The organism is Trichocoleus desertorum ATA4-8-CV12, from assembly GCA_019358975.1.
Taxonomy (GTDB): domain Bacteria; phylum Cyanobacteriota; class Cyanobacteriia; order FACHB-46; family FACHB-46; genus Trichocoleus; species Trichocoleus desertorum_A.
The window spans coordinates 397,437-421,654 of the sequence record JAHHIL010000001.1 but is presented as its reverse complement, the minus strand read 5'-3'; the positions used below and the strand labels follow the sequence as shown (position 1 = coordinate 421,654).

The 24,218-nt window shown below is 49.2% G+C and carries 21 protein-coding genes and 1 tRNA gene; 14 read left to right on the top strand and 8 right to left on the bottom strand.

Going from position 1 to position 24,218, the window contains the following annotated elements; all coding sequences use genetic code 11:
* Positions 1–45 precede the first annotated feature (45 nt).
* Complete coding sequence (locus KME12_01880) at positions 46–1,944, top strand: serine/threonine protein kinase (GenBank protein ID MBW4486517.1); 1,899 nt, start codon at positions 46–48, stop codon at positions 1,942–1,944.
* Between the two features lie 34 nt (positions 1,945–1,978).
* Positions 1,979–2,647 (top strand): tRNA (adenosine(37)-N6)-threonylcarbamoyltransferase complex dimerization subunit type 1 TsaB, encoded by a 669-nt coding sequence (tsaB, locus tag KME12_01875; GenBank protein MBW4486516.1) that lies wholly within the window; start codon positions 1,979–1,981, stop codon positions 2,645–2,647.
* 676 nt (positions 2,648–3,323) lie between these two features.
* On the opposite strand, the gene KME12_01870 is transcribed toward tsaB, so the two are convergent.
* From KME12_01870 to KME12_01860, 3 genes are read right to left on the bottom strand one after another with little or no spacing between them, the layout of a single operon-like run.
* Positions 3,324–4,388 (bottom strand): ABC transporter permease, encoded by a 1,065-nt coding sequence (locus tag KME12_01870; protein MBW4486515.1) that lies wholly within the window; start codon positions 4,386–4,388, stop codon positions 3,324–3,326.
* 53 nt (positions 4,389–4,441) lie between these two features.
* Positions 4,442–5,635, bottom strand: a complete 1,194-nt coding sequence (locus KME12_01865) for an AI-2E family transporter (GenBank protein ID MBW4486514.1) — start codon at positions 5,633–5,635, stop codon at positions 4,442–4,444.
* A 25-nt stretch (positions 5,636–5,660) separates the two neighbouring features.
* Positions 5,661–6,503: a metal-dependent phosphohydrolase gene (locus tag KME12_01860; GenBank protein MBW4486513.1), complete on the bottom strand. Its 843-nt coding sequence runs from the start codon at positions 6,501–6,503 to the stop codon at positions 5,661–5,663.
* 433 nt (positions 6,504–6,936) lie between these two features.
* Between KME12_01860 and KME12_01855 the strand changes: the two genes are divergently transcribed.
* From KME12_01855 to KME12_01830, 6 genes are all read left to right on the top strand, one after another.
* On the top strand, positions 6,937–7,656 hold the full coding sequence (locus KME12_01855) for a tetratricopeptide repeat protein (GenBank protein ID MBW4486512.1): 720 nt from the start codon (positions 6,937–6,939) through the stop codon (positions 7,654–7,656).
* Positions 7,657–7,744: 88 nt separating this feature from the next.
* Positions 7,745–7,816, top strand: a tRNA-Gly gene (locus tag KME12_01850).
* Between the two features lie 24 nt (positions 7,817–7,840).
* A complete protein-coding gene (locus KME12_01845; protein ID MBW4486511.1) occupies positions 7,841–8,146 on the top strand; it encodes a nucleotidyltransferase family protein in 306 nt (101 codons plus the stop codon).
* On the top strand, positions 8,136–8,474 hold the full coding sequence (locus KME12_01840) for a DUF86 domain-containing protein (GenBank protein ID MBW4486510.1): 339 nt from the start codon (positions 8,136–8,138) through the stop codon (positions 8,472–8,474). Before KME12_01845 ends, KME12_01840 begins: the two co-directional genes overlap by 11 nt.
* A gap of 316 nt (positions 8,475–8,790) precedes the next feature.
* Positions 8,791–9,273, top strand: a complete 483-nt coding sequence (locus KME12_01835; protein MBW4486509.1) for a hypothetical protein — start codon at positions 8,791–8,793, stop codon at positions 9,271–9,273.
* 191 nt (positions 9,274–9,464) lie between these two features.
* Positions 9,465–10,019: a Uma2 family endonuclease gene (locus tag KME12_01830; GenBank protein MBW4486508.1), complete on the top strand. Its 555-nt coding sequence runs from the start codon at positions 9,465–9,467 to the stop codon at positions 10,017–10,019.
* 82 nt (positions 10,020–10,101) lie between these two features.
* On the opposite strand, the gene KME12_01825 is transcribed toward KME12_01830, so the two are convergent.
* Positions 10,102–10,260, bottom strand: coding sequence for a hypothetical protein (locus KME12_01825; GenBank protein ID MBW4486507.1), 159 nt, complete (start codon positions 10,258–10,260; stop codon positions 10,102–10,104).
* A 461-nt stretch (positions 10,261–10,721) separates the two neighbouring features.
* Here KME12_01825 and KME12_01820 point away from each other — a divergent pair, with 461 nt between their 5' ends.
* From KME12_01820 to KME12_01805, 4 genes are all read left to right on the top strand, one after another.
* A complete protein-coding gene (locus tag KME12_01820) occupies positions 10,722–13,847 on the top strand; it encodes a PAS domain S-box protein (GenBank protein ID MBW4486506.1) in 3,126 nt (1,041 codons plus the stop codon).
* Between the two features lie 409 nt (positions 13,848–14,256).
* Positions 14,257–14,592: a hypothetical protein gene (locus KME12_01815; protein MBW4486505.1), complete on the top strand. Its 336-nt coding sequence runs from the start codon at positions 14,257–14,259 to the stop codon at positions 14,590–14,592.
* On the top strand, positions 14,585–15,673 hold the full coding sequence (locus KME12_01810; protein ID MBW4486504.1) for a helix-turn-helix domain-containing protein: 1,089 nt from the start codon (positions 14,585–14,587) through the stop codon (positions 15,671–15,673). Before KME12_01815 ends, KME12_01810 begins: the two co-directional genes overlap by 8 nt.
* A 184-nt stretch (positions 15,674–15,857) precedes the next feature.
* Positions 15,858–16,394 carry a cysteine hydrolase gene (locus KME12_01805; GenBank protein MBW4486503.1) on the top strand — a complete coding sequence of 179 codons (537 nt, stop codon included), beginning with the start codon at positions 15,858–15,860 and terminating at the stop codon, positions 16,392–16,394.
* Here the strand turns inward: KME12_01805 and KME12_01800 are convergent.
* The 3 genes from KME12_01800 to glyS form a co-directional block, all read right to left on the bottom strand.
* Complete coding sequence (locus KME12_01800) at positions 16,391–17,755, bottom strand: UDP-N-acetylmuramoyl-L-alanine--D-glutamate ligase (protein MBW4486502.1); 1,365 nt, start codon at positions 17,753–17,755, stop codon at positions 16,391–16,393. The two genes, KME12_01805 and KME12_01800, sit on opposite strands and share 4 nt — an antisense overlap.
* Before the next feature lie 84 nt (positions 17,756–17,839).
* A complete protein-coding gene (locus tag KME12_01795) occupies positions 17,840–18,064 on the bottom strand; it encodes a hypothetical protein (GenBank protein ID MBW4486501.1) in 225 nt (74 codons plus the stop codon).
* 132 nt (positions 18,065–18,196) lie between these two features.
* Positions 18,197–20,371, bottom strand: a complete 2,175-nt coding sequence (gene glyS, locus KME12_01790) for a glycine--tRNA ligase subunit beta (protein ID MBW4486500.1) — start codon at positions 20,369–20,371, stop codon at positions 18,197–18,199.
* Positions 20,372–20,924: 553 nt separating this feature from the next.
* On the opposite strand from glyS, the gene KME12_01785 reads away from it, so the two are divergent.
* A complete protein-coding gene (locus KME12_01785; GenBank protein MBW4486499.1) occupies positions 20,925–21,083 on the top strand; it encodes a hypothetical protein in 159 nt (52 codons plus the stop codon).
* Positions 21,084–21,570: 487 nt separating this feature from the next.
* Complete coding sequence (locus tag KME12_01780; protein MBW4486498.1) at positions 21,571–22,695, top strand: helix-turn-helix domain-containing protein; 1,125 nt, start codon at positions 21,571–21,573, stop codon at positions 22,693–22,695.
* Positions 22,696–22,800: 105 nt separating this feature from the next.
* Here the strand turns inward: KME12_01780 and proB are convergent, their stop codons facing one another.
* Positions 22,801–23,973: a glutamate 5-kinase gene (gene proB, locus KME12_01775; GenBank protein ID MBW4486497.1), complete on the bottom strand. Its 1,173-nt coding sequence runs from the start codon at positions 23,971–23,973 to the stop codon at positions 22,801–22,803.
* Positions 23,974–24,218 lie beyond the last annotated feature (245 nt).

Sequence of the window (24,218 nt, the reverse complement as noted above, 5' to 3'; positions counted from 1 at the left end):
ATCTAGGGGGACGGCGTAGGATAAACTCAATGGACTTGGGTTCCTATGGGTATGCGCTACTGCCTCAATCCGGTTTGTCGAAACCCGCAAAATGCAGAATCCGCTAAGTTCTGCGAAGCTTGCGGCTTTAAGTTGGTGCTGGGCGATCGCTACTGCGCCATCGAACCCATTGGGCAGGGAGGTTTTGGCAGAACTTTTCTGGCTTTAGACGACTACAAGCCTTCCAAGCCGCGCTGTGTAATCAAGCAGTGCTTTCCTCTGCCCCAAAGCATTCGCAACCCCATTAAAGCCGCCCAGCTATTTCGCTTAGAAGCAGTTCGGCTAGAAGAATTAGGCCACCATCCGCAAATTCCAGAGTTGCTGGCGTACTTTCAGCAAGACCAGTTTCAGTATTTGATTCAAGAGTTGATTGATGGAGCCACTCTGGAGCAAGAACTGGCTCAAAACGGTGTGTTTAGTGAAATGCAAATTCGCCAGTTGCTGAGTGATTTGTTACCAGTGCTGCAATTTGTCCACGAACACCATGTCATCCACCGCGACATCAAACCCACCAATATTATTCGTCGTCGCCTTGACCAGCAATTAGTGTTGGTAGATTTTGGGGCGGCAAAGTCAGCTAGCAGCGCTGATCTCTCTCGCACGGGTACAAGCATTGGTAGCCCTGCGTTTGTGGCTCCAGAGCAAGCAATGGGTAAAGCTATCTTTGCTAGCGATCTCTACAGTCTGGGGGTCACTTGTATTTATTTGTTGACTCATACCCATCCGTCAGATTTATTTGACACCGAAGAAGGCATCTGGCTGTGGCAACCCCACCTCAAACACCCCATTAGTGGTAATTTGGGCCAAATTCTCGATCGCTTGCTTCAGAGTGCGACCAAGAAACGCTATCAATCTGCGATTGCCGCCTTGCAGGACTTACAGGCTCCAGCATTATCACTAACACCAGCTCCGATCGTAGCGATCGTAACCCAACAGACAGACTCAATACCACCTAAAATTCCAGCCCAAACCATACCTAGCGCTCCAACATCCCCTGGCTGGCGTTGTGTGCAAACTCTGACTGGACATTCTCGCTGGGTGCGATCGCTAGCCATTAGTCCCGATAGCCGAGTAATGGTGAGTGGCAGCGGAGACCGTACCGTCAAGATTTGGGACTTAACCACTGGACAGTTGCTGCACACTTTATTGGGTCATGAGCACTGGGTGCGATCGGTGGCGATTAGTCCGGATGGTCAATTAGTCGCCAGTGGCAGCAATGACAAAACAGTAAAAATTTGGCAACTCAGCACTGGAACCTTATTAAAAACACTGAGCGGCCACACCGACTGGGTTCGAGCCGTAACCTTTAGCCTCGACAGCCAGTATCTAGCCAGTGGTAGTCAAGATAAAAGCGTCAAGCTGTGGCAGATTACAACAGGTCAACTGCTCCAGACGTTGGTGGGACATGAGCACTGGGTACTAGCGATCGCCCTAGCAACAGGAACAGAGAATTCACCCACTACCAAACCACCTTTACTGATCAGTGGTAGCCGCGACACCACGATCAAGATTTGGCGGCTCGAAACAGGAACAGTGCTCCACACTCTGACAGGGCATGCTGCGGCGATCAACTCTCTGGCGCTTAGCTCTGACGGAAAACTGCTGGTGAGCGGTAGCCAAGACAAGACCCTCAAGATTTGGCAACTCAAAACCGGAGATGTACTGCATACCCTAACTGGTCATGCAGACGCCGTTAATGCTGTCGCTATCAGCCCTGATGGACAGCTACTAGTGAGTGGCAGCCAAGACAAAACCCTCAAAATTTGGCAACTTGAAACCGGAAGCCTACTGGAAACATTGGTGGGGCATGTGGCTTGGATTTGGTCAGTCACGATCAGCGCCGATGGCCAAGCTATTGCCAGTGCTTGTGATGATGGCAGCATCAAGATTTGGCGGCGTGATTAAATGACTATTGGCACTTGTGATTCCTGAACTAACTTTGACTCCTAAGCTTTCCTCCGCTTCTACCGCCCCATACGGCTTAGCACTACATACCAGCACCCCAGAATTGGGTCTAGCTTTAGGCAACTTCACAGGCGATCGCCGCCATCAAGTTTGGAGTTTAGACCGTGGGCTATCTACTCACCTACATCACTATCTCGGTGAGTTCATGCCACCACAAACTTGGTCAGATTTAGCTTTTATTGCAGTAGCACGGGGACCCGGTGGCTTTACAGGTACCCGCATCGGCATGGTCACGGCTCGTACCTTGGCACAGCAGCTCGACCTTCCCCTATTTGCAGTTTCGTCACTTGCTGCCTCCGCTTGGGTTTCTGCCTACCAGCACCCTCAACTTGCCCTTGAGCCACAGGTGATTGCTGTGCAAATGCCAGCCCAGCGGGGGGAAGTGTACGGGGCTATCTATCAAGTAGACCCAGAGACTGGTTTAACGACTCTCTTGGCAGATGACATCCAGTCCCTAGCCGATTGGGAAGCAACTTTAGCTAGCTGGCCCACGACCTATGAGTTAGTCAAAGCAGAGGGGGGGCTTGGTGAATCGGTTTTAGGAGTTTTAGCACTGGCTGAACAGGATTGGAATCAAGGGGTGCGATCGCACTGGTCAGCAGCACTGCCTTTTTATGGTCAACACCCAGTCACTAACCCATAAAAAAGACAGGAAGTGCCTGCTTCCTGCCTTTGTTGTTCACCCAGTATTTGCCCTATCAGTCAGCTCACGAATTGCAACCCAGTAGTATTTCTGGGACGCTTTGCATGACCGATACAGTCACATAGAGAATATACTGAGCTAATTCTAGAAGAGCCGGGAAAATAAAAGTCAAAAATGTGACAAAAATCAAGATAAGGCAGATCTTTACAGAGATCGCCGTAAAGCCCACATGCTTTAGCCGTGGGATATAAGGCGGTGAGCCGGAGGCGAACAAATGAACCATGTGTTCTGATAGAATTCAAGCAAGTTCTTCAACATACTTGGGTTTCGGCGGGTTCTGAACAGAAGTTGTTCGGGTAAAGACTCAAACGTACCGCAGGAATGTAGACTTGGCAGTTTAATTGGAAAACTCGAATCGCTAGGGGTAAAATCCAGGATAAGCCTTCGGCACGCTTCGCTACGCATTGTCTGTCAGTCCTAAAGAGAGAAAACCAATTCTGGTTGTTTGGAGCAATCCAACTAGGCAGGGCGTTGTCTAGAGCGAGAGAGCAAGTCAGACGGGGTTCGCCTCGCATTGTTCGCTAGTATCGCTGAATCCCACGTGCTTTAGCCGTGGGAGTGCGTCAAGTGGATCTTCTGAATTCAGCTCAGGAAAATTACTGCCCCTACCCCCTGACTATCGCTGTAAACTCCGAGGATCGAGGGCATCCCGTAAACCGTCGCCCAGGACGTTAAACGACAGCACCGTCAGAATAATCAGCAGCGCTGGAGGCCAGACCAACCAAGGTTGCAGCACCAAGATAGAAGCATTAGTCGCAGCAGAGAGCATGTTGCCCCAAGAGGGGTCAGGCTGCTGAATTCCTAAGCCAATCAAGCTCAGCACCGACTCCGCCACAATAAAGCTAGGAATGGCGAGCGTGGCTGAAATGATTACGTAGGTCGCGGTTTGCGGCAAAATGTGACGCACAATAATGTAGAAAGGTTGACCGCCCATTGCTGTAGCAGCTTGGACAAATTCCCGTTGTTTGATAGAGAGCACTTGCCCTCGAATCACCCGCGCTAAACCTGCCCAGCTAATGAACGACGTAATCAACACAATCAAGAGAAATCGTTGAGCACTAGTCAGTCCAGGCGGTAACACTGCCGCGAGTGCCACCAACAAATAAATGCTGGGAATCGTCATCAACACTTCTACAAGACGCATCAAGAAGCTGTCAGCCAAGCCCCCAAAGAACCCAGAAATGCCGCCGACTAACATGCCCAGGGGAAAAGAAATTGCGACTCCCACCAGACCAATGCTGAGGCTAATACGTCCGCCATATAGCAACCGACTAAACTGATCGCGCGCTTGCTCATCAGTGCCGAGTAGATTGAATTTGGCTGGCCCGACTGCGCCGAAGAGATGCCGCCTCAACTCCAGCCCCAAGATCTTGTAAGGATGACCTGCGACGAAGGGGCGCAACGGTGATGGCTGGCTACGGTCAATCACTAGCTGGCGATCGCCCGTATTCAAATCCACCGGACCCTGAACCGTGGGATAAACGTGAGGCCCAATAAATTGACCTGTCTGATTGCGCCAGTAAATTTGAGTCGGGGGTAGCAACGCTCCATCCGGTTGTGAAGCATAGGGGTCATAGGGGGCAACAAAATCAGCAGCGAGCACCGCGAGATAGAAAACCAACAGCACTAAAGCCCCAAATCGAGCCAAAGGATTCTTTTTAAGTTTCTGCCACCAATCCATAACACTGCTACCTAATGCGAACTGACGAAAACTCCAGTATTGAGCGATAGAACTTAGCGATCGCGCTGGGTTCCTACGGAACTCACCATAACAGGAGCCGCTTCCCCATCACCAACTCCAGCCACATCTACCACAGAGTCTGAGTTAGCCAATTCTAGCGTTGGAGCAACAAGCGGATCAGGGTTGAGAGGATTGTAGAAAAATGAACCCGTTTGCGGCGGCAGGGTTGGGTCTAGAACCACCTCAGCAATACTTTTCACAACTCCCGTCAAGGGAATCGCCAAAATCACCCCCAATAGGCCCGCCACCTTCGCACCAAGTAGCAACGACGTAAAGATAATCACTGGGCTTAAACCCGTTAAATTGCCCATCAATCGGGGAGCTAGCAAGTTGTCTTTTATCTGTTGCGTCGCGATCGCCACCCCCAAGACTTGCAGCGCCAGCCACCAATCAATAAATGCCACTACTACACTCACCGTGGCAATGCCCAAGGTCGCCCCGATAAACGGGATCACTTCCATCACCCCAATAAACACGGCAAACAACAAGAAAAATGGCACTCGCAGCCACAAAAAGGCCAGGGACAGCACCACAGCCATAAACAACCCTAGCAGGAGTTGCCCCGCAAAAAATTGCCGCAGATTTCGTCGTAACGAATCGGTTAAGCAAGTTCGGATCTGAGGCGAAAACAGGCTGACCAGTCCTCGCCACACCCGCTCTCCATCCAAGAGCATATAAAACGAAATCACCAAGATCAAAACTAGATCCAGCGTCCAGTTGACTGTTCCTAGGACTAAGCCAAACCCTTGAGCTGCGATCGCCTGCGCCCGCTCTCTCACTTCTGCCGACAACTGCTGCTCTAAAATCTGGACGTCAAAGGGTAGATTGTGAGCCTCACTCCAAAACTGGAACTGATCTAACTGATTGCGTCCCGATTCCAGCAAGCTAGGAAAATTAGTTGCCAGTTGCCGCGCTTGCTCAGAGACAGGGGGCGCGATCGTCAGGCCAATCAACGTAACCCCAACCCCTGCCGCCAAGTAGACCAATGCTGCGGCTAAACCTCGTGGTAAGAAAGCTTGCAGCTTAGCCACCGCGTAATTCAGCAAAAAGGCAATTAAACCTGCTGTCACCAAAATACTAATTAGATCGCCAAAATAATTAAGAGCGTTGAGTGTAACCCAACCCGCAGCTAGTACCAGTAACCAGGTGATTAGGAGTTGTTGCACAGGAGAAAAAACTCGATTCATGGGTGTTAGAGCTATCTCGTTTCTACTAGCCGACCGGAACCGGGTCTTCGTGTTCTACCACAAAGACATTAGAGTACAGGTTGGCAATAATCTGCTTACCTTGCTGAGTTAATGACAAATAGTGCAAGGCATCTTTGACATAAGGATGGACTCCATGCCAATAGAATTTGGGATAGTTTTTGCGTAGGTCAGCAGGATTGCGATAGCCCAAGGCTTTGTTAACCCCTGTCTCTTCAAACTCGTAGTAGAGCGCACAAATTTTCTTCAAATAACGGGGGTCGCTGAGTTGCCCAATCAAGTCAGAGGCTCGGATTAAGCCTGGGTAGTTGACTGTATCTTGATGATCTTCCACCGAAGGCACCGGGAAACGAGTCAGCTCAATGTTGTACTTGATCACATCGGCATCGATCAGCTTATGCCCACCAAAGCGCTCATCTATGAATAGTTTGGCGCGATCGACATGATAGGGGGTCAGACCCGCATCCGAAGATCCAGGTGCTAAGGGCACCATTGCTCCATCTTTACCCGTGGCATAATAGCCGTCTTTATCTTGGCGACAGACTCCTTTAACGTAACCAATGTCGTGGCAGACCAGCGAGATAATGAAGTGCAGCCAATCTTCACAAGAAACACCTCCCTCCCGAATATGCCTACCTCGCAAGATTTCCTGACCCACTAAAGTCACGAGGATGGTGTGCTCGACGTTGTGATAGAGGGCATCACTGTTGGCAATATTCTCCAAGGCCATGCTGCCTGCCCAACCAATAATGTCTTCGTAGTCTGGCTTCCACCCGCCATAGGTCCGTCGATAGCCTTCTTTAAGTCTTTGAACAAAATTATCGATCAGGATTTCAGTGGCATTAAACATGCTAGATACTCGCTTTTACTGCCTTGCAGGGTAAGAGGGGTGAAGTGGGGTGGTCAGGACATCACGAATGCTTATTTTTTCTAGAGCAATACACTTAAACCAGTAATGTAACTGTGCCGATTTTTGATGAAATTGTCACCTATAGCAATCCTAAATGGATTGGAAACAGGGGGTGGGGCGAAGCCCCTACGCAAGGGTTTTACCCCTGCACCCCATTCAAGAATCAAAAAGGATTGCTATAGATAGATTAATTAAATAGACCAATCCCAAGCTGGGCATGAGTGAAGATTACAAAATCTTGAGCCAGCTGCTCGATTCATAAATATCTATAATCCGCTGGACATCACCTCTAGCTTTCCCGGTTATGGTGGTGGCATACGAGTCTTAGTACAGACTTTTTCTATTTATTTCCACTCAAGAGTAGGTAATCCCCATGAGGCACGCCCCAGTTCGTTACGCTAGGCAACTGCTTACTGTGGGGATAGCAAGCTTGGTTTGGGCCACCGCGATAGAACCAACTTTCGCTGCACAAGACAGTTCTAAACCCAATCAAAACCAAAGCGTCCCATTGGATTCTAACAATGCTGCTTCTTACTATCAGCAAGGAAACGAACTTTATCACCAAGGAAAGCTAGCTGAAGCGATCGCCGCTTATCGCCAAGCAATCAAACTAAATGCGAAGTATGTGGAAGCTTATGTCGGTTTAGGCAATGCCTTGGATGACAACGGAGATACAGAACAAGCGATCGCTGCTTATCAACAAGCCCTACGCCTACGCCCTAAAGATGCGATCGCCCATTACAACTTGGGTGTCACTCACTACCGTCTCAACAATTATGCTGAAGCCGTAACCGCTTTTGAAAAAACCACCCAACTTGCTCCACAGTTTGTCTCAGGTTTCATCAGTCTGGGCAACGCTTTAGACGATCTCGGAAAATTTCCACCCGCGATTGCAGCGTATCAAAAAGCGATTGAACTAGAACCCAACAATGCCAGTGCTTATCTGAATATGGGCATTGCCTACGCTCGGCAAAAGCAAACTAAAGCGGCGATCGCAGCCTTGCAAAAAGCCAAAACCCTCTACCAAACCGAAGGCAATCTAGAAGCAGTTCAACAAATTGAGCAGATGTTGCAGCAACTCACGACCTCCTAGCCACCACCTCAGATTCCTCCCACCTCTAGCATCCTCTCGCGCGATCGGTCTATAATAAGCGTTCAGCAATTAATTAGCTGAGCCTGTTGCGGGTGTAGTTCAGTGGTAGAACGTCAGCTTCCCAAGCTGAATGTCGTGGGTTCGAGTCCCATCACCCGCTTTTAAGAGAGCTAGAGCAAAAACCATGATGGCTCAACCTTCTTACCGTCAAGTGGTACTTAAGCAACTACGCGATCGCCTAGATACCATTCGTGGGTTTGGTGTGCAGTCTCTTGCTCTCTTTGGTTCGGTTGCTCGTGATGAAGCTAGCGAAATCAGCGATCTCGACTTTCTGGTGGAATTTGAAGGCGCTGCTACGTTCGATCGCTACATGGATCTGAAGTTTTTTCTAGAAGATCTATTTGGCAAACCTGTCGATCTCGTTACTAAGCGATCGCTCAAACCACAAATTAGCCAGACTGTCTTAGAAGAAGCGATTGATGTCACGTAATATTGCCCTTTACTTGGATGACATCCTCAACAGCATCAGCAAGATTGAACGTTACACCGATAACCTCACACGAGAAAGCTTTGCTGCCGATGAGCGGACTTTTGATGCGGTGGCCTATAACCTACAAATGATTGGCGAAGCGGTCAAGAATATTCCAGATGGACTGCGCGATCGCTACCCTCAAATAGAATGGCGCAAAATTGCTGGCTTACGAGATATTCTCGCTCATGCTTATTTTTTGGTTGATGATGAGATTATTTGGGATATTGTCCAAACGAAGCTGGCTAGACTGCACGATTGCATCACGGCACTGAAAGCAGATCTCTGAGCTAATCAATCATCATTGACCAATCTGGATACATCTCCGGCCCCACGCTTCGATTACCATTCTCTGCTGTAACCTAAAATTCCCGATCGTCCCCTGCATTCAACTCCATCTCTGCTGAGCGATCGCCCTTTGCCAAATAGGGCTGAGTGTGGGAAGAGCGATCGCAAATTTTACCGCTGTACGAAATGAGGCAATGAGTTGTGTAGTTCTTATCAGCGACTAACAGCTCTGGCTAATTCCCGAAGTGGGGTTGAGCTATGAGCTGATGTTCTTGTCGTTGAACCAAACACTTCAGCATTGCCATCAAGGACTCACTATGCAAAAAAAGCTTGCAACCATTACGCTCTCCCTAACCTGCGCTCTATTAGGCTTAGGTGCCAACCTTGCCTTAGCCATACCTGCACCTAACCAACAAGGAGACTACCCAGCCCCGGTTCAAAGACAGCGAGGGGCTAGGCATGTCAATTGGCAAGTTGTCGATTCAGACCCCAGGGGACTCAACTGCCGAATGGCTAGACAATTTCAAGGCATCTCAGTAGATGGCTCCGATGCTCCACCAGAATTGTATACACGCAACAAATACAATATCTCGCAGTGGTCTGTGGTATTTGCCTTTAAGCGAGGTCAGCGCTTGCAAGCAGTGACTGGCAATATGGACAATCACATCACGTTGACCGACCAACAAGGCAAACCTTGGATGGCTGTCTACACTAGCAAGGGCCATTGCTTCGTCCGTGCCAACAGCAATTTTGTTAAGCCGCTTCGAGAAGATCCTGTGACCCTCAAGCCGCTTGAGTAACTTTGCAATTTGGCCATAAAGCTCGCATTTACTGCCTGATCTTTTAGCTTTGAGAGCTTGCGTTAAGGGCGATCGCGAGCTAAGAGATCAAACCGCTTCTATCAACGCTAACTGTCCGGCTGTAAAAAACAATAGCTTTGCCATCTGGTCATAGGTAAAATCGACGTAAGGTAATTTGTTGAAGGGATGCCATGAGCACGCTCGCCCAACCCATGACTCTGGAAGCGTTTCTGCAACTACCAGAAACCCAACCCGCCTCAGAGTTTATCGACGGAGCTGTGATTCAAAAGCCAATGCCACAAGGGGAACATAGCCGAATTCAAAGTAAATTCTGCGCAGAGGTCAACCAGGTAACAGAATCACAGAAAATTGCCTACGCCTTCCCAGAGTTGCGCTGTGTGTTTGGTGGTGATGCGATCGTTCCAGATGTTGCTGTGTTTCGTTGGGAGCGTATTCCCCGCACAACATCTGGGCGCATCGCCAACCGTTTTGAGCTGCATCCCGACTGGGCTATTGAAATCCTTTCACCTGAACAAAGCCAAACCAAGGTGCTAGGCAAACTGCTACATTGCTCCCAACACGGAACAGAGTTAGGCTGGCTGATTGATCCAGAAGACGAAAGCATCCTGGTTATCTTGCCGCAACAAAGAGTCCAGATCTTGCAAGGAGAAAGCCAGCTACCAATTCTCAGCGGCATTGGATTGGAGCTGAAGGTGAATCAGATATTTGATTGGCTAACCCTTTAAATATGCTTGAGGTCGTGTTTAAGCATATGCGGAAGGACTTGATGAGCTGCGATCGCAACATTTACGAAACTCGAAATTAGATTCATTCAATTTCGTCTGGGTTTACTCCTCGTTTTCGCAATGAAGCTAGCATTTGCTGCCTGACTTGAGCGGCCCAAGAGTCAAAGCCGATCTTTTCTACATTGCTATCTGCCACTGCCTCGTCGGGAGGAGTTTGCGGTTTCTTAGTTTTGGTTTCCATGGAAATCGGTGCCTGGAGAACTGACAAAGAGCGTGCAGCGAACTACTCACCCTGTCCACATCTTAAAAGGGTTAGCCAAGAAGCTCCACCCGGAAATGCGCTAAGTACATTAGATCCTTGCAGTTCCTGAATCAGAACCTTGAAGCTGTTATTTAGATAACAATTAGGCCGCTTGACTTTTAATCATGCTTGACTTCTGACAATGGCAGTGCAACTTGCGATCGCCAGTATCGCTTCCCAGACGATCACAGTTACAACATCCAAAAAAATTAAAATTTGTCAATTTTCCCCCTCTAGACGCCCGCTTCGCTAGTTTAAAGAGGCGCTTCAGGGTGTAACTACTTTAACAAAAGGGAACTTTATAGTTAAGAAGTGACAGGTAAGAAGCTGCGAGCTTCTCAGGCTTCTTCATTAGAGTTAAGAGAACGAAAAAGTCATTACAGAAACTTGCTTGAAGCACCATGAATCATGGCTTGACTGGCAGCTATAGCTTCAGCCTAGTTGCGCTTTCGTTCGCGATCGCCGTCTTTGCTTCCTACACAGCACTCGACCTGTCTGGACGAGTACGGCCAACCGCAAGACCGACCCACTGGATTTGGTTGTTGGGTGGAGCTGTGGCAATGGGCACTGGCATTTGGTCGATGCACTTTGTGGCTATTCTAGCTTTTCACCTCTCTGTGGTCGTTGGCTACGATCTCCTGAGCACCTTGGTTTCGCTGCTCTATGCCATTATTGCTTCTGGCATTGCTTTGTGGCTCTGGAGCCGTCCTGATTCAAAGCTACCGTTACTACTGTGCGGCGGTGTTTGCATGGGCGCTGCGATCGCTTGGATGCACTACACAGGGATGTCCGCAATGCGACTTCCAGCCAAGATTGAGTATCACTCTGGCTTAGTGGGTGTATCAGTAGCAGTTGCCATCTTTACTTCTCTCACAGCTCTTTGGCTAGCCTTTCGACTACAAAACAAATCCCTCCAAGCACCCTTCTGGCAGAAGTTAGGCAGTGCTTTTGTCATGGGAATCGGCATTAGCAGTATGCACTACACTGGCATGGCCGCGACATGCTTTGTGCCCGAACCCGTATTTGCTAGCGGCAATTCTTCTTCCACAGTTCACGCTTCCTCGGTGGCGATCGCCGTTGTCATTGGCACGCTATTTGTTCTGAGCTTGAGCTTGATTGCGTCTTTGGTTGATCAACAATTTACAATTCAACTGAACCGCCAACAAGCGTTGCTAGAGAGCGAAAAGCGGTTTCGAACTCTAATTCGGGAGATGCAGGTGGGTGTGCTGTTCTTGAATGCTGATGCAGAAATTCTCATCAGTAATCAAGCCGCGATCGCACTTCTGCACTTGGAGCAATTGGAGCAAAGCGATGATTCCCCGTCTGTATTTGGGACTAGCCAGCGTTGGCTGCGCGAAGACGGCACTTGCTTCGCCACGGCAGAACTACCTGTACAGCAGGCGATCGCTCAATGCCAACCGATCCGGAATGTGGTGATGGGCATTGAGCAGACCCAGGATTCCGAGCGCACTTGGATGCTAGTCAATGCCGATCCGCAGTTTACAGAAAATGGAACTCTAGAACGAATTGTCTGTACGTTTAGCGATATTACTCAACAAAAGCAAGCGGAAGAAGACTTTCAGCAAAGCCAAGACCAATTTGCCAAAGCTTTTCACTCCAACCCTGTCGCGAGTTGTATCACGACTGTCGCCGAAGGCCGCTTTGTCGATGCCAACAGCAGTTTTCTCAAGTTGTTTGGTTACACGCGCGAACATTTGATTGGCTGCACTTCGAGGGAGTTACAGATATGGGCCGATCTCAAAGACCGCGATCGCGTGATTCAAATGCTGCAACGCGATCGCTCAGCTCAAATGGTAGACGCCCCCTTTCGCACTAGTTCAGGCGAAATCCGGGAAGGACTCTGTTCGTTTGAAATGATCGAAGTGAGAGAGGAAGCTTGTCTCCTCAGCATCGTTAACGACATCACTGAGCGCAAGCGGGCCGAGGAAGCTTTACAACAGGCCAAAGAAGCAGCAGATCAGGCAAACCGAGCCAAAAGTGAGTTTCTGGCCAACATGAGCCATGAGTTACGCACGCCCCTCAATGCCATTCTTGGCTTCACCCAACTCATGAGTGGCGACACTGATCTGTCAGCTCAAAATCAGGAGCATCTCAGCATCATCAATCGGAGTGGCGAACATCTGTTGCGGTTGATCAATGACATTTTAGAGATGTCGAAAATTGAAGCAGGACGCTCGATGCTCAATGACAACGACTTCGATCTCCATCGTCTGCTGCAAAACCTCCAAGAGATGTTGCAACTTGCCGCCACCGCTAAAAGCTTGAAGCTGATCTACGACTGCGATCCTCAAGTCCCTCAGTACATCAGAGCTGATGAGAGCAAACTGCGTCAGGTCTTGATCAATCTTTTAGGCAATGCCATCAAGTTTACGCAGCAAGGGAGTGTGACCTTGCGAGTCAAGAGAGCAGGGAGACAGGAAGTTAGAATCAGGAGCCAGGATTTAGAAGGCAGAAGTCAAGACACTGAAGCCACGTCCCTCATGAACTCAGGCGGCGGGAATGCTAGCAGCGAGCAACCCCTAGCGCTCTCTTTTGAAATCATCGATACAGGCCCTGGGATAGGGTCTAGCGAACTGAACAATTTGTTCACAGCTTTTGCCCAAACCACTACTGGCCTAAAATCCCAGCAGGGAACGGGTTTAGGCTTGGCTATTAGTCAGAAATTTGTGCAACTCATGGGCGGAGAAATTACCATTAGTAGCACGATCGCTCAGGGTTCTCAGTTCTGCTTTACATTGCCTGTGTATCTAGTACGAGCCGATCAGGTAGCTATCTCTCATCGGACTCCTCATAAAGTCATTGGCATTGCACCCGATCAGCCCACTTACCGCATTCTAATTGCTGAGGATCAGCGCACCAATCGGCTTCTGCTCAGCAGGCTCCTCAGTGCTGTAGGGTTTGAGGTCAGGGAAGCGACTAACGGCCAAGAAGCGATCGCTCTATGGGAAAGCTGGGCTCCACATCTGATCTGGATGGATATGCGGATGCCAGTGATGAGTGGCTATGAAGCCACTCAATGTATCCGGGCTTCGCTGAAAGGAGAAGCAACGATAATCATTGCCTTGACTGCCAGTGCATTTGAGGAACAGCGTCAGTCAATCTTATTGGCTGGATGCGATGACTTTATGGGCAAACCTTTCAATCGAGAAGAGTTATTAGCCAAAATCAGCCAATATCTAGGCGTGCAATACATCTACGCGAACCCTGCGGATAGCCATTCTGTAGTAGCTTTTCCTCGCACTACTCAGGCAGATGGATCTGTCATTCACTTAGCTTCGGGACAACTCAGCCTAAATAGCCTCAAAATGATGCCGCCAGATTGGGTAGAACAATTACATCTTGCGGCTTTGCAAGGAAGCGATCTCCTCGTCCTGAAACTCATTCAGCAAATTCCTGGAGAGCATGCTGCTCTTAGCTGTACTTTAGCTGAGTTGGTTTCAGATTTTCGCTTCGACCAAATCGTTAAACTAGCGCGATCGCTCCACAGCGAAACCAGCCAGGGCTAGAGAACCTATAAGCGTTACGGTAGCCACGGGAAAGTAGATATCCTCGCTGTACAAATTACTCCAGATAACATTCGCCACTAGATCAGGGCGCAGAATTTGCCGGTGCTATTCCAGCACACCAGTTTGGAGTAACGCCACTACTGCCAATTTGCGAAAACCCTATTAGGTTGTATCAAAATTTACGCAGAAATCCGAGTTCCCAAAGGCCCAAGTTTCGATTCATCAAGAACTTAAGATAATTTAGCCGTAGCCTATCAAAACTTGGAAGAAACGAACTCACATATCTAGCGTTTAACTCTAAATTTCCTAGCTTAAAACACTAAATATACATTTTTTACTTCAGAGATTAGTTGTGCTACGAAAAATCTGTTAACCTTATGGGTTAATAATACTAGCTCGCCCTGGTAAAATGGATATAGTATTTAAAGACAGTAAATTTGAGGAGGAGTGTAACAATCAGAATCTCCTAGAAAAACGGCATGGTCAAAATCGCGCTAAACGAATTCGGCGACGGCTTGATGATCTCCGTGCTGCTACTGTGCTTGAGGATATGCGATATCTGCCAGGGCGCTGCCATGAACTGAAATATGATCGTGCAGGGCAATTATCACTGGATTTAGATCATCCCTATCGGCTGATCTTCGAACCAGCAGATGAGCCTATTCCAACTAAGCCAGATGGAGGTCTTGATTGGACGAAGGTAACTGCCGTCACAATTTTGGGCATAGAGGATACCCATGAGTAAAGCAGTACAAAATAGGTACACACCAGATTATGTTTCCCCTCCGGGTGAAACATTGTTAGAGATTTTAGAAGAGCAAGGAATGACTCAAGCTGAACTGTCAGAACGAACAGGTCGGCCTAGGAAAACTATCAACGAGATTATCAAAGGTAAAGCAGCCCTCACTCCTGAAACAGCAATTCAATTAGAGCGAGTTTTAGGCATACCAGCTCAATTTTGGAATAAGCGTGAACAGCAGTATCGAGAAGCTTTAGCAAAGAAGGAGGAGCAGGAACGCCTCAAAAGTAAAGTGGAATGGCTCAGACAAATCCCATTGCAAGAAATGATTACGAGGGGTTGGATTGACTCTAACAAAGACAATATTGCTCAGTTAGAAATTGTCCTAACTTTCTTTGGAGTTGCTTCACCAGAGCAATGGCAGGAATTTTGGAGTACCAGAACAGTTGAGTTTCGTAAATCTGCTGCCTTTGAAAGTGATCCTGGCGCTCTTTCTGCATGGTTACGTAAAGGAGAGCTAGAAGCACAAAAAATCAACTGTGCTTCCTATCAAGCAGACCAATTCAGGCAAGCTCTACATCAAATCAGAAATTTAACTATTGAGCCACCAGAACTTTTTCAACCAATAATGGTTCAGCTATGTTCAGAGGCTGGTGTTGCTTTAGTTTTCGTACCTCAATTACCTAAAACTAGAGCAAGTGGAGCAACTCGATGGCTAACGCCAGATAAAGCACTTATTCAGCTCAGCCTACGTTACAAGTCAGATGACCACTTGTGGTTTTCCTTTTTTCACGAGGCAGGTCATATTCTTTTGCATGGTAAAAAGGAAATTTTCCTTGAACTGAACAACAAGGCAGGAAAGTTAGATAAAGAGGAAGAGGCAAACCGATTTGCCGCAGATTTTTTAGTTCCTCCAGCGGAATTGAAACGATTTGTTGAGTTAGGTCAGCGCAGCAAGCTAGCTATTCAAAAATTTGCAAGCGAAATTGGAATCACTCCCGGAATTGTGGTGGGACGACTTCAGCACGAAGGAATTCTTCCTCAAAACTACTGCAATGACCTAAAGAAATGGTTTGAGTGGGCGTAAAAGACTAGCTACATCTGGCAACAATTCTGTCCCCTTTTCTGAAACAAAAATTCGGAATGGGGGCTTTCTATTTTGGATGATCAAAAACTTCTAGAGACTGGCTACCATAACTCATCTCCTGACTGATGTATCACCCCAACCTCAGCAGTAGGTTGATTGGTAGTTAGTTCAGCAGGGTTTCACCATGTCCGTGCCATTACTTGTCGTTGATGTGCAGCAAGGGTTTATCAACGAATTTACACACCATATTCCGCAGCGTGTCGCTCGCTTGATTAAGCAAGGAGATTATGCGCCCATCCTGTTTACTCGGTTTGTGAATCAAGCTGATGGGCCTTACTCTCAGTTACTAAACTGGCATAATTGCGATCGCGAACCCGAAACCAGCTTGGTTCCAGAGTTGCAACCTTACACCAAACCAGAATGTGTTTACACAAAACCGGGGCTTTGTGGCTTGCCCAATAACCTGATTCAATGCTTGGAGCAGCGCCAGATCCAACGGATCAATGTGGTGGGCATCGACACCGATATGTGCGTGCTGAAGATTGCAATGGATTTGTTCGATCGCGGCATTGAGCCAATTGTCCTTACCGATTGCTGTGCTAGTACCGCCGGATTGCAAGCTCATCTCGCAGGATTGGCGGTGCTGAGTCGTAACATCGGAGCCCAAAGACTTTGTGATGCGGGTCTGAGTGAAGGCATGTTAGCGGCTCCATCTGCTTAGGCTGCGGGATGTTCTGCCACAAAAGTTTCACAGAGCTGGCGGAAGTGGTCGCCACGTTGCTCAAAGTTAGCGTATTGGTCAAAACTGGCACAGGCAGGTGAGAGTAATACGACTTTGGCTTGATATTTTTGAGCTAGCTCTGCGCCTCGCACCACCGCCCGATCCATCGTTTCCACAATTTCAAATTGGGTATAACCCACTTGCTCCAAGCGCTGAGCAAACGTAGGGGCAGCAGTACCAATTAGCAGCACAGCCACCGCCTTCGTTTGGATGACTCGCAACCAACCTTTGTCCTCACCTTCTTTAGCTTCGCCACCTGCGATCAAAATAGCGGGACTCTCCACTGAAGCTAGCCCTACCTCAGCCGCATCATAGTTCGTGGCTTTACTGTCATTGATAAATTCAATACCCCGCCAATCACAAATATGTTCTAAGCGGTGGGAGACACCAGGGAAGTTAGCGATCGCCTGAGTAATGGCCTCTTTGCCAATGCCTGCTAGCCGAGCCGCCGCTACCGCCATCAACAGATTTTGCTGATTATGCGCTCCGGGCATCCGTAGAGTGTGAGCAGGGAGAATCGGTTCTCCTTGGGCAATTACCCAGCCATCCTCAATATAGGTACCTAGAGCTAGATCGCCAATCAAGTCAACCTTCCCGCTCACACTTGTCCAACCCGCATTGGGCCACTGACTAGGCCCAATCTGCCTCAGAAAAGGATCATCCCCGTTAAACACTTGATGCTGAGACTGGCGCAATAGATGAGCCTTGATGTTGTAGTAGTTCTCCAGAGTCTTATGGCGGGCTAGATGGTCAGGGGTGAATGTCGTCCAAACACCGATCCGAGGAGCCACAGCGGGAGAAGACTCAATTTGGTAACTGCTCAACTCAGCGATCGCCCAATCAGGTTGCGGATCAGCGATCGCCACCTCACAGGCTGCATAGCCAATATTGCCAAACGCAGGTGCATTAAACCCAGCCGCCTGAAAAATCGCTGCAATCAGGGCCGTCGTTGTCGTTTTGCCATTGGTGCCCGTGATACAGACCCAAGGCTGTGGCAGATAGCGCCAAGCCAACTCAATTTCACCAATCGTATCAATCCCCAGCGCTCTCGCCCGCACCAATCCAGGCACATCCCAAGGAACTCCAGGGCTGACCACCACCAACTCAGGAGTCACAGCATCTGGATCAAAACTGCTCCCTAACTCAACCGCAATCCCCTCACTGACAAGAGCTTGCCGCTGCTGTTGTAAATCCGAAGAATTGCCGCGATCGCTTACCGTTACCTGCCAACCTTCCCGCTGTAAAAGCTTTGCTGAAGCAATCCCCGATTTTCCCAAACCAATCACATAAGCGTTAGGCATATTGGCAGTAGGTCAGCATTCCTAAAAGAGCAACCCTTATGGTACTGCGGAACGGAACCCCCAGGGAGAGCTACAACATCCCCCTCAATCTTCCGCTTTCCGCTGAGGCAAACCCGCCATTGAAGCAGCCCGATAGCGACGCACTTGATAAAGACCCAAGCCAATCAGCGCCCCCAACAAAACCAACTTCGAGTCCGTCAAAGCGATCGCCCCAGGCACCAGCACCCCACTGCCCACAATTAACAACCACAACCGCCACCGCGATCGCCTTCTACCCTCAAACTCAGAACCACCCATAAACCTACCCATAACTCGCCCTATCCTTCACCTCCAACCCTCAATCCCCTTTTGGAGGAGGTCTGGAGGACGCAACCGTCCTTCAGCGGGGGTTTGGGGGCGAGTGCCCCCAAGGCTCGGTTCTTGGCAGCAAAGTAGAACCCCCTACCCCTTCACAATCGCCCCAAAATCCGCCAACACCCGCGCATGATTCCGCAGCAAACCCAATAGATTCAGCCGATTCCGCTTAATCTCAGGGTCAGGGTCCATCACCAAAACACTCTCCGGGCCATCAAAAAAATTGCTAACCGTCGGCGCAATTTGGCTTAACCCCGCCACCAACTTCTGGTAATCTCGCTCCACCTGAGCCGTTTGAGTTTGCGGTACAAGCTGCACCAACGCTTGATAAAACGCCTGCTCAGAAGGTTGCTTGAACAAACCAGAATTAACTAGAGATGCTGGATCTAACGACTTCGTATCTAGATCTCCCTGAGCTGCCAAACGCGAAGCCCGATTTACTGTCTCGTAAATCTTGGCCAGCGTGCCATCGTTGCGAAGAGATTGCAAGAAGAGGGCGCGATCGCGGACATCCAGCAAATCTTTCAAGGCCCGCTCTGTATATTCGGGGTCATTTTCTCCCAGCACCGCATTCACCAAGTCGTAATCGATGTGGCGGTCTTCTTGCAGCAGCGTCCGAATCCGTTGCAAGAAAAAGTCCTTGAGCTGTTGAAAGAGTTCTGGTGCTGTCACCTTCAAAACCGCTGTATGACTGGCGGCAAAATCAGTGGTAACTTGCTCTAGTAATTGCAGCAAATTCAAAGGTAAGCTAGCCGCCCAAGTAATGTTCACCACCGCATTGGCAGCTCGACGCAGGGCAAAGGGGTCAGAGGAACCACTGGGCATCATTCCCAAGCTAAAAATGCCTACCAGCGTATCCAAGCGATCGGCCAAACCCACCACTTGACCCGCCAGAGATTGCGGCAAGCGATCGCCTGCTCCCTTGGGTAAGTAATGCTCCACAATCGCCGTCGCCACTGCTTCAGGTTCACCGCTGGCTAGGGCATATTTTTCGCCCATCACCCCTTGCAGTTCCGGGAATTCGCCCACCATCTGAGTTACCAAATCTGCCTTACACAGAAGCGCTGCTCGCTGGATTTGGCTGCGATCGCTTTCCTGCACCTGCAACTGCTCGGCAATGCGATCGGCAATCTGACAAATTCGCGTGACTTTATCCCGGACTGAACCCAACGCTTCTTGAAAAGTGACGGTTTCCAGACGTAGCAGATAACTCTCTAAAGGATTGGCGCGGTCGGCATCAAAGAAGAATTTGCCATCAGAGAGCCGCGCCCGAATCACCCGCTGATTCCCCGCCGCGATAATATCAGCTTTGGCAGGGTCACCATTAGAAGCAGTGATGAAATACGGCAGGAGTTTGGACGAACCTTCACTTTGAAACACCGGGAAGTAGCGCTGATGGCTCTCCATTTCGGTGATACTCACTTCCGAGGGTAGCTCCAAAAACTCCGCATCAAACTTCCCGACCACAGCGGAAGGCCATTCCACTAAATTCGTCACTTCTGTCAATAGACTGGGCGAGATTGAGGCCCAACCGCCAACCTTTTGGGCTGCTGCTTGCACCTGTGATTGAATTGTCGCTCGACGCTGTTCTGGATCAGGCTCCACCGAAGCAGCCCGCATCGTGGCTAAATAATCTCCAGGCTGCTGAATCGTTACAGGTTGGGGATGCAACACCCGATGACCACGCGAAACGCGATCGCTCGTCACCGCTTCTGAACCACTTACAATTTGGAGAGGTAATACAGTTTCATCTAGCAAAGTCACCAGCCAGCGAATCGGGCGGGGAAACTTTAGGTCACCATCTCCCCAGCGCATAAATCGCTTACCTTCGAGACTGTTGATCCAGCGCAGCACTAGTTCTGTTAGCAGATCAGCCGTGGGTCGTCCTGGAATCACCTTCTGGACAAAAACAAATTCTCCCTTCTCCGTCGCCCGGATTTCCAGCGCTTCTAGAGACACCCCTTGCTTCTGGGCAAAACCTTCTGCGGCTTTGGTGGGCTTGCCATCCTTAAAAGCTGCCTGAACCGGAGGGCCTTTTACTTCTTCTTCTTGGTCCGGTTGTTGAGTCGGTAAACCTTTAATCAACACAGCTAAGCGCCGGGGTGTGCCATAGACCTCAACCGCTTCAGTCGCTAAGTCTTTAGTTAATAAGTGGCGCTCAGTCAGGCTTTGAGGAATCCGCGATCGCCACTGCTCCAAAGCTGAATCCACAAAACTTGCAGGCAACTCCTCCGTGCCTACTTCTAACAAAAACGTCGCCATAGCGCCCCATTTCAAACGTCAAGCGGCCAAGTACCAGCCAATTTCACCAGTTTACCCTGGGAAGAATCCGGGCGGACGCATCCCAAACGGATTTGAGGAAATCCCTACTTTGGCGCTACAGCGATCGCTGCCCCTTGCCACATCCTCAACTACATAAAGAAATCTTTTTTAAATGCATTTAAACATCGACTTTTCATCTATAACAGTGCGGATTAGCTCTTACCATTGCGGAATCTAAAGATAGAGATCTGGTTTTGATTCCTTCGGAGCGATTTATGAAATAGAACTCTCACAGCATGACTACAGACAGCCCATTTAGTGCAGTTCAACAGCATTACCCACCACCGATATTTCAGTATTGTCGCGTTCTTTACCTCGTGAAAATACGGAGCCTGAAAAAATAGCCTCTAAGATTCCGCAATCCTCACTAGGAAATTTAGTAGTGACTTCTGGCATGTTAATAACAACACCAAACAGCGCGGCAGAATAAAACGTCGGTATCTTCTGACACCTGCTTCCTTACCTCCGCCCTACACCTCAAGAGCACAACCCCATGAAAATGAGTTTCCCCTTCTGGCAATTCCTCAATCAGCCCGTCTTCTCCTCCAGCCATAAAGTAATTTTGAACCCCCAGCGTTTCTGGCATGTGCATAAAGTTGAAGTGCTAGAGCGCTGCTGGTCTAGAGCTTATGAACCAGAAGGCCGTCGTTAGAAGGGTTTGCTCTCAGGAACTGATCATTTTTCCGAGCAGCCATAATTTTTTACTTATGATTAAAATCGCCGCATCTGCCAGATTTTGATTGTCATCATTCATACACTCCCTAAACTAGGGATGCGGTTTATAAATACAGAAATGCGAGTTCTGAGTCTTAGTGATCTCAGGGCTCGCATTTTGCTAGGTCGCGATCGCCAAACTTCACAGCTAAATCTCACAGCTAAATCCACAACTGATAATAATCTCAAGGCTTGTCCGGAATTAGTACCAGCTGAGCGAAGAAATGATTGGATAGAGGGTCGATGCACTGACACCTGTGACTGATTGAATCAACCTTTTGCCAAGATTGATTGTTCCCCTGCAAATATCTTCTGCAAAAAGTTAATCAACAGGACCAACACACGGGGGCTGAGTCCCTTGCTGCATCCTGATCGCTTAGTCAGTTCAGCCCTATCTCTACTTAAGCAAGGAGATTCGAGACATCGTGGTACTAAAACCTGTGTATTGCTCAGACGCTACTGGAAATATCGCAATTGAGATTTCCCAAGAAGAATTGCGAACCATCCTCAGCCAAATAGAGTCCGAACTCTATCACAGTGAAGTCTATCGTCGAGTGTTAGCTGGCCTACAGACCATGCTGGGCGAAACTGCTGGCGGGGCACAGACCCTCGTCAAAGCAGTGAGCAGAGAAGCCATTCGACTTGCATTCCGGCAATTTTTTAAGCAATATCGAGCCATTTCTGCTTCGCTCAAGCAAGACGACGCGATTCCAGATGAAGCCGCAGGCGCAGTAAGTGACTTACCCTCTACAGTTGCCTCTACTGACCCTATTGCCAACCCTATGGAACTTGAAGCCTTAGCAACTTCTACCACCACTGACGAGAACGCCACTCACCAGGACACGATTGTGGTCGTAGAGGACGCTCCTCTAGAAGCAGCCCCAATTGAAAGCATTAAATCGACTCCCGTAGAAGAGCCACCCATCCTTTTAGGAATGATGGGTAAGCCAGCGAAGAAACTTACCAAGGCAGAGTTGGCAGCGCAGAAGTTTGCTCAAGAGAGAGAGGAAAGCCTGCGCCAAGTTGGCCACGATATTCGGACGGCTCGACAGGCGCGATCGCTCTCGCTGCACCAACTCCACAACCTAACATTGGTACCGATTCATCAACTTCAAGCCCTCGAAGCAGGTGATATTGATCGTTTGCCCGAAGATGTCTATGTCCGGGGCTTCATCCGGCGCATTGGCAACGCCTTAGGCTTAGATGGCAATAATCTTGTAGCTGCAATCCCAGCCCCTGATCCCGTCAAGGCAGTTTTACCATCTTGGTATCATCCGGAAGCTGAGTCCGGCGGATTATGCCTGCGTCCAGTGCACTTATATGTGGGTTATGCAGCCCTCATGGCGGGTGCAGTGGGTGGCTTAACCTGGCTGTCGCACCAAAATGCCCCAGAAGCGGCTATTGACACCACTCAGGTCTTTCCAGAACAAGCTTCAGTGACGCCTTCCGCTCGTCAGCAAACGCCTAAGACTACTCCTGGTCTAAAAGCGAGCAAGATTGGGGCTGTGGCTGGACCAGATATTGCCCCACCCGAAGCGTTCTCTAACTGATACTCAGCAGCACTCAGCACAGGGCTATGGAGGGGCGGATCACCATTCGCCCTTTGTCACATCTTCTTCGTCGCATTTTATAGAGGTGAGAGGTAACCTAATTCGCTAAAGGGTAATATCCGGTTCTTCGACCAGCGAACTAAGCGAAGGAGAGCGATCGCTGGGTTGTCCACTCAGCACTAAGTTGTCTCGATGCACCACAGTCTCCGGTGCATCGTAGCCCAAAATGCCAGGAATCGCTTCGGAACGACAGCCCCGAATTTGTTGTAGTTCTGTGCTGTTGTAGTTGACAAGCCCTCTAGCGATTTCACGGCCATTGCGATCGCACAACTGCACCGCGTCTTGACTCTGAAACTCCCCTTCCACCTCCACAATCCCAGCGGCGAGTAGAGATTTGCCTGACTGACGGATCACCTTGACGGCACCATCGTCTAAATAGAGCTTGCCTGCGGGCAATAAACCGTGAGCAATCCAACGCTTGCGAGCACTGGCCGCTTGAGGCTGAGGCTCGAAATGGGTGCCAATCGGTTCTCCCTGCAAAATTTTGAGTAGATTCTGGGGCGATCGCCCTTCTGTAATCACCGTCCGTACTCCTGCGCCTGTGGCAATACGGGCTGCTGTGATCTTGGTGACCATCCCCCCTGTTCCCCAACGAGAGCCGCGATCGCCGACTTGCACCTGTAGCGCTTCTAGTTGTTCGATCGATTGCACCAAACTAATCGGTTGGGCATCTGGATTGCTACGGGGATCAGCTGAGTACAAGCGATCGACATCGGTTAACAAAAACAGCCAATCTGCTTCTACCAAGCTAGCGACTAAAGCAGACAGCGTATCATTGTCGCCAAACTTCAACTCGTCCACGGCGACGGTGTCATTTTCGTTGACTATCGGAATCACGCCCAACCGCAGCAGTTCTTGGAAAGTGCCGTAAGCATTCAGGTAGCGACTGCGCTGCACTAAGTCAGTCCGAGTCAGCAGCACTTGAGCGATAGGCTGTTGTAGAGAGGTGAAAAAGTCATCATAAACCCGCATCAATCGGCCCTGACCTACGGCAGCGACTGCTTGCTTGAGCGCGATCGTGCGGGGTCTCTCGGTCATCCCTAAGCGCGCACAGCCAACTCCAACAGCTCCCGAAGATACCAAAATCACGGAGTGGCCCAGTTGCCGTAATTGGCTTAACGTTTCGACCAAAGCCGCGATCGTAGACAGAGCTAAATACCCAGTATCGGGATTCGTCAAGCTCGAAGTTCCAATTTTGATAACTAGGGTTTGAGGCATGGAAGCAGACGGGATTTCGCAGGCATCACTAGAGAAAGTGTAAAGCGCCAGGTCCTCTATTCATGAGGCTGGCGCTCTACATAATTATTCACAGGGATTTATGGATTAGGGTCTTTATCTTCGCTGACCCCAATTGAACTTTATATAGAATGCCAGAACTTTTTAGCAGAGCTCGGATCTCATAATATTTTCTTTATATTTTTGATTTATTAGATTTATCACGCTCTACAAAGATTTGTGGACAG

Excerpts from the sequence above, each read along its gene's own strand:
- KME12_01880 (MBW4486517.1), top strand. The coding sequence starts at position 46 with ATGGGTATGCGCTACTGCCTCAATCCGGTTTGTCGAAACCCGCAAAAT.
- KME12_01870 (MBW4486515.1), bottom strand. The coding sequence starts at position 4,388 with ATGGATTGGTGGCAGAAACTTAAAAAGAATCCTTTGGCTCGATTTGGG.
- KME12_01865 (MBW4486514.1), bottom strand. The coding sequence starts at position 5,635 with ATGAATCGAGTTTTTTCTCCTGTGCAACAACTCCTAATCACCTGGTTA.
- KME12_01860 (MBW4486513.1), bottom strand. The coding sequence starts at position 6,503 with ATGTTTAATGCCACTGAAATCCTGATCGATAATTTTGTTCAAAGACTT.
- KME12_01855 (MBW4486512.1), top strand. The coding sequence starts at position 6,937 with ATGAGGCACGCCCCAGTTCGTTACGCTAGGCAACTGCTTACTGTGGGG.
- KME12_01845 (MBW4486511.1), top strand. The coding sequence starts at position 7,841 with ATGATGGCTCAACCTTCTTACCGTCAAGTGGTACTTAAGCAACTACGC.
- KME12_01840 (MBW4486510.1), top strand. The coding sequence starts at position 8,136 with ATGTCACGTAATATTGCCCTTTACTTGGATGACATCCTCAACAGCATC.
- KME12_01835 (MBW4486509.1), top strand. The coding sequence starts at position 8,791 with ATGCAAAAAAAGCTTGCAACCATTACGCTCTCCCTAACCTGCGCTCTA.
- KME12_01830 (MBW4486508.1), top strand. The coding sequence starts at position 9,465 with ATGAGCACGCTCGCCCAACCCATGACTCTGGAAGCGTTTCTGCAACTA.
- KME12_01825 (MBW4486507.1), bottom strand. The coding sequence starts at position 10,260 with ATGGAAACCAAAACTAAGAAACCGCAAACTCCTCCCGACGAGGCAGTG.
- KME12_01820 (MBW4486506.1), top strand. The coding sequence starts at position 10,722 with ATGAATCATGGCTTGACTGGCAGCTATAGCTTCAGCCTAGTTGCGCTT.
- KME12_01815 (MBW4486505.1), top strand. The coding sequence starts at position 14,257 with ATGGATATAGTATTTAAAGACAGTAAATTTGAGGAGGAGTGTAACAAT.
- KME12_01810 (MBW4486504.1), top strand. The coding sequence starts at position 14,585 with ATGAGTAAAGCAGTACAAAATAGGTACACACCAGATTATGTTTCCCCT.
- KME12_01805 (MBW4486503.1), top strand. The coding sequence starts at position 15,858 with ATGTCCGTGCCATTACTTGTCGTTGATGTGCAGCAAGGGTTTATCAAC.
- KME12_01800 (MBW4486502.1), bottom strand. The coding sequence starts at position 17,755 with ATGCCTAACGCTTATGTGATTGGTTTGGGAAAATCGGGGATTGCTTCA.
- KME12_01795 (MBW4486501.1), bottom strand. The coding sequence starts at position 18,064 with ATGGGTAGGTTTATGGGTGGTTCTGAGTTTGAGGGTAGAAGGCGATCG.
- glyS (MBW4486500.1), bottom strand. The coding sequence starts at position 20,371 with ATGGCGACGTTTTTGTTAGAAGTAGGCACGGAGGAGTTGCCTGCAAGT.
- KME12_01785 (MBW4486499.1), top strand. The coding sequence starts at position 20,925 with ATGAAAATGAGTTTCCCCTTCTGGCAATTCCTCAATCAGCCCGTCTTC.
- proB (MBW4486497.1), bottom strand. The coding sequence starts at position 23,973 with ATGCCTCAAACCCTAGTTATCAAAATTGGAACTTCGAGCTTGACGAAT.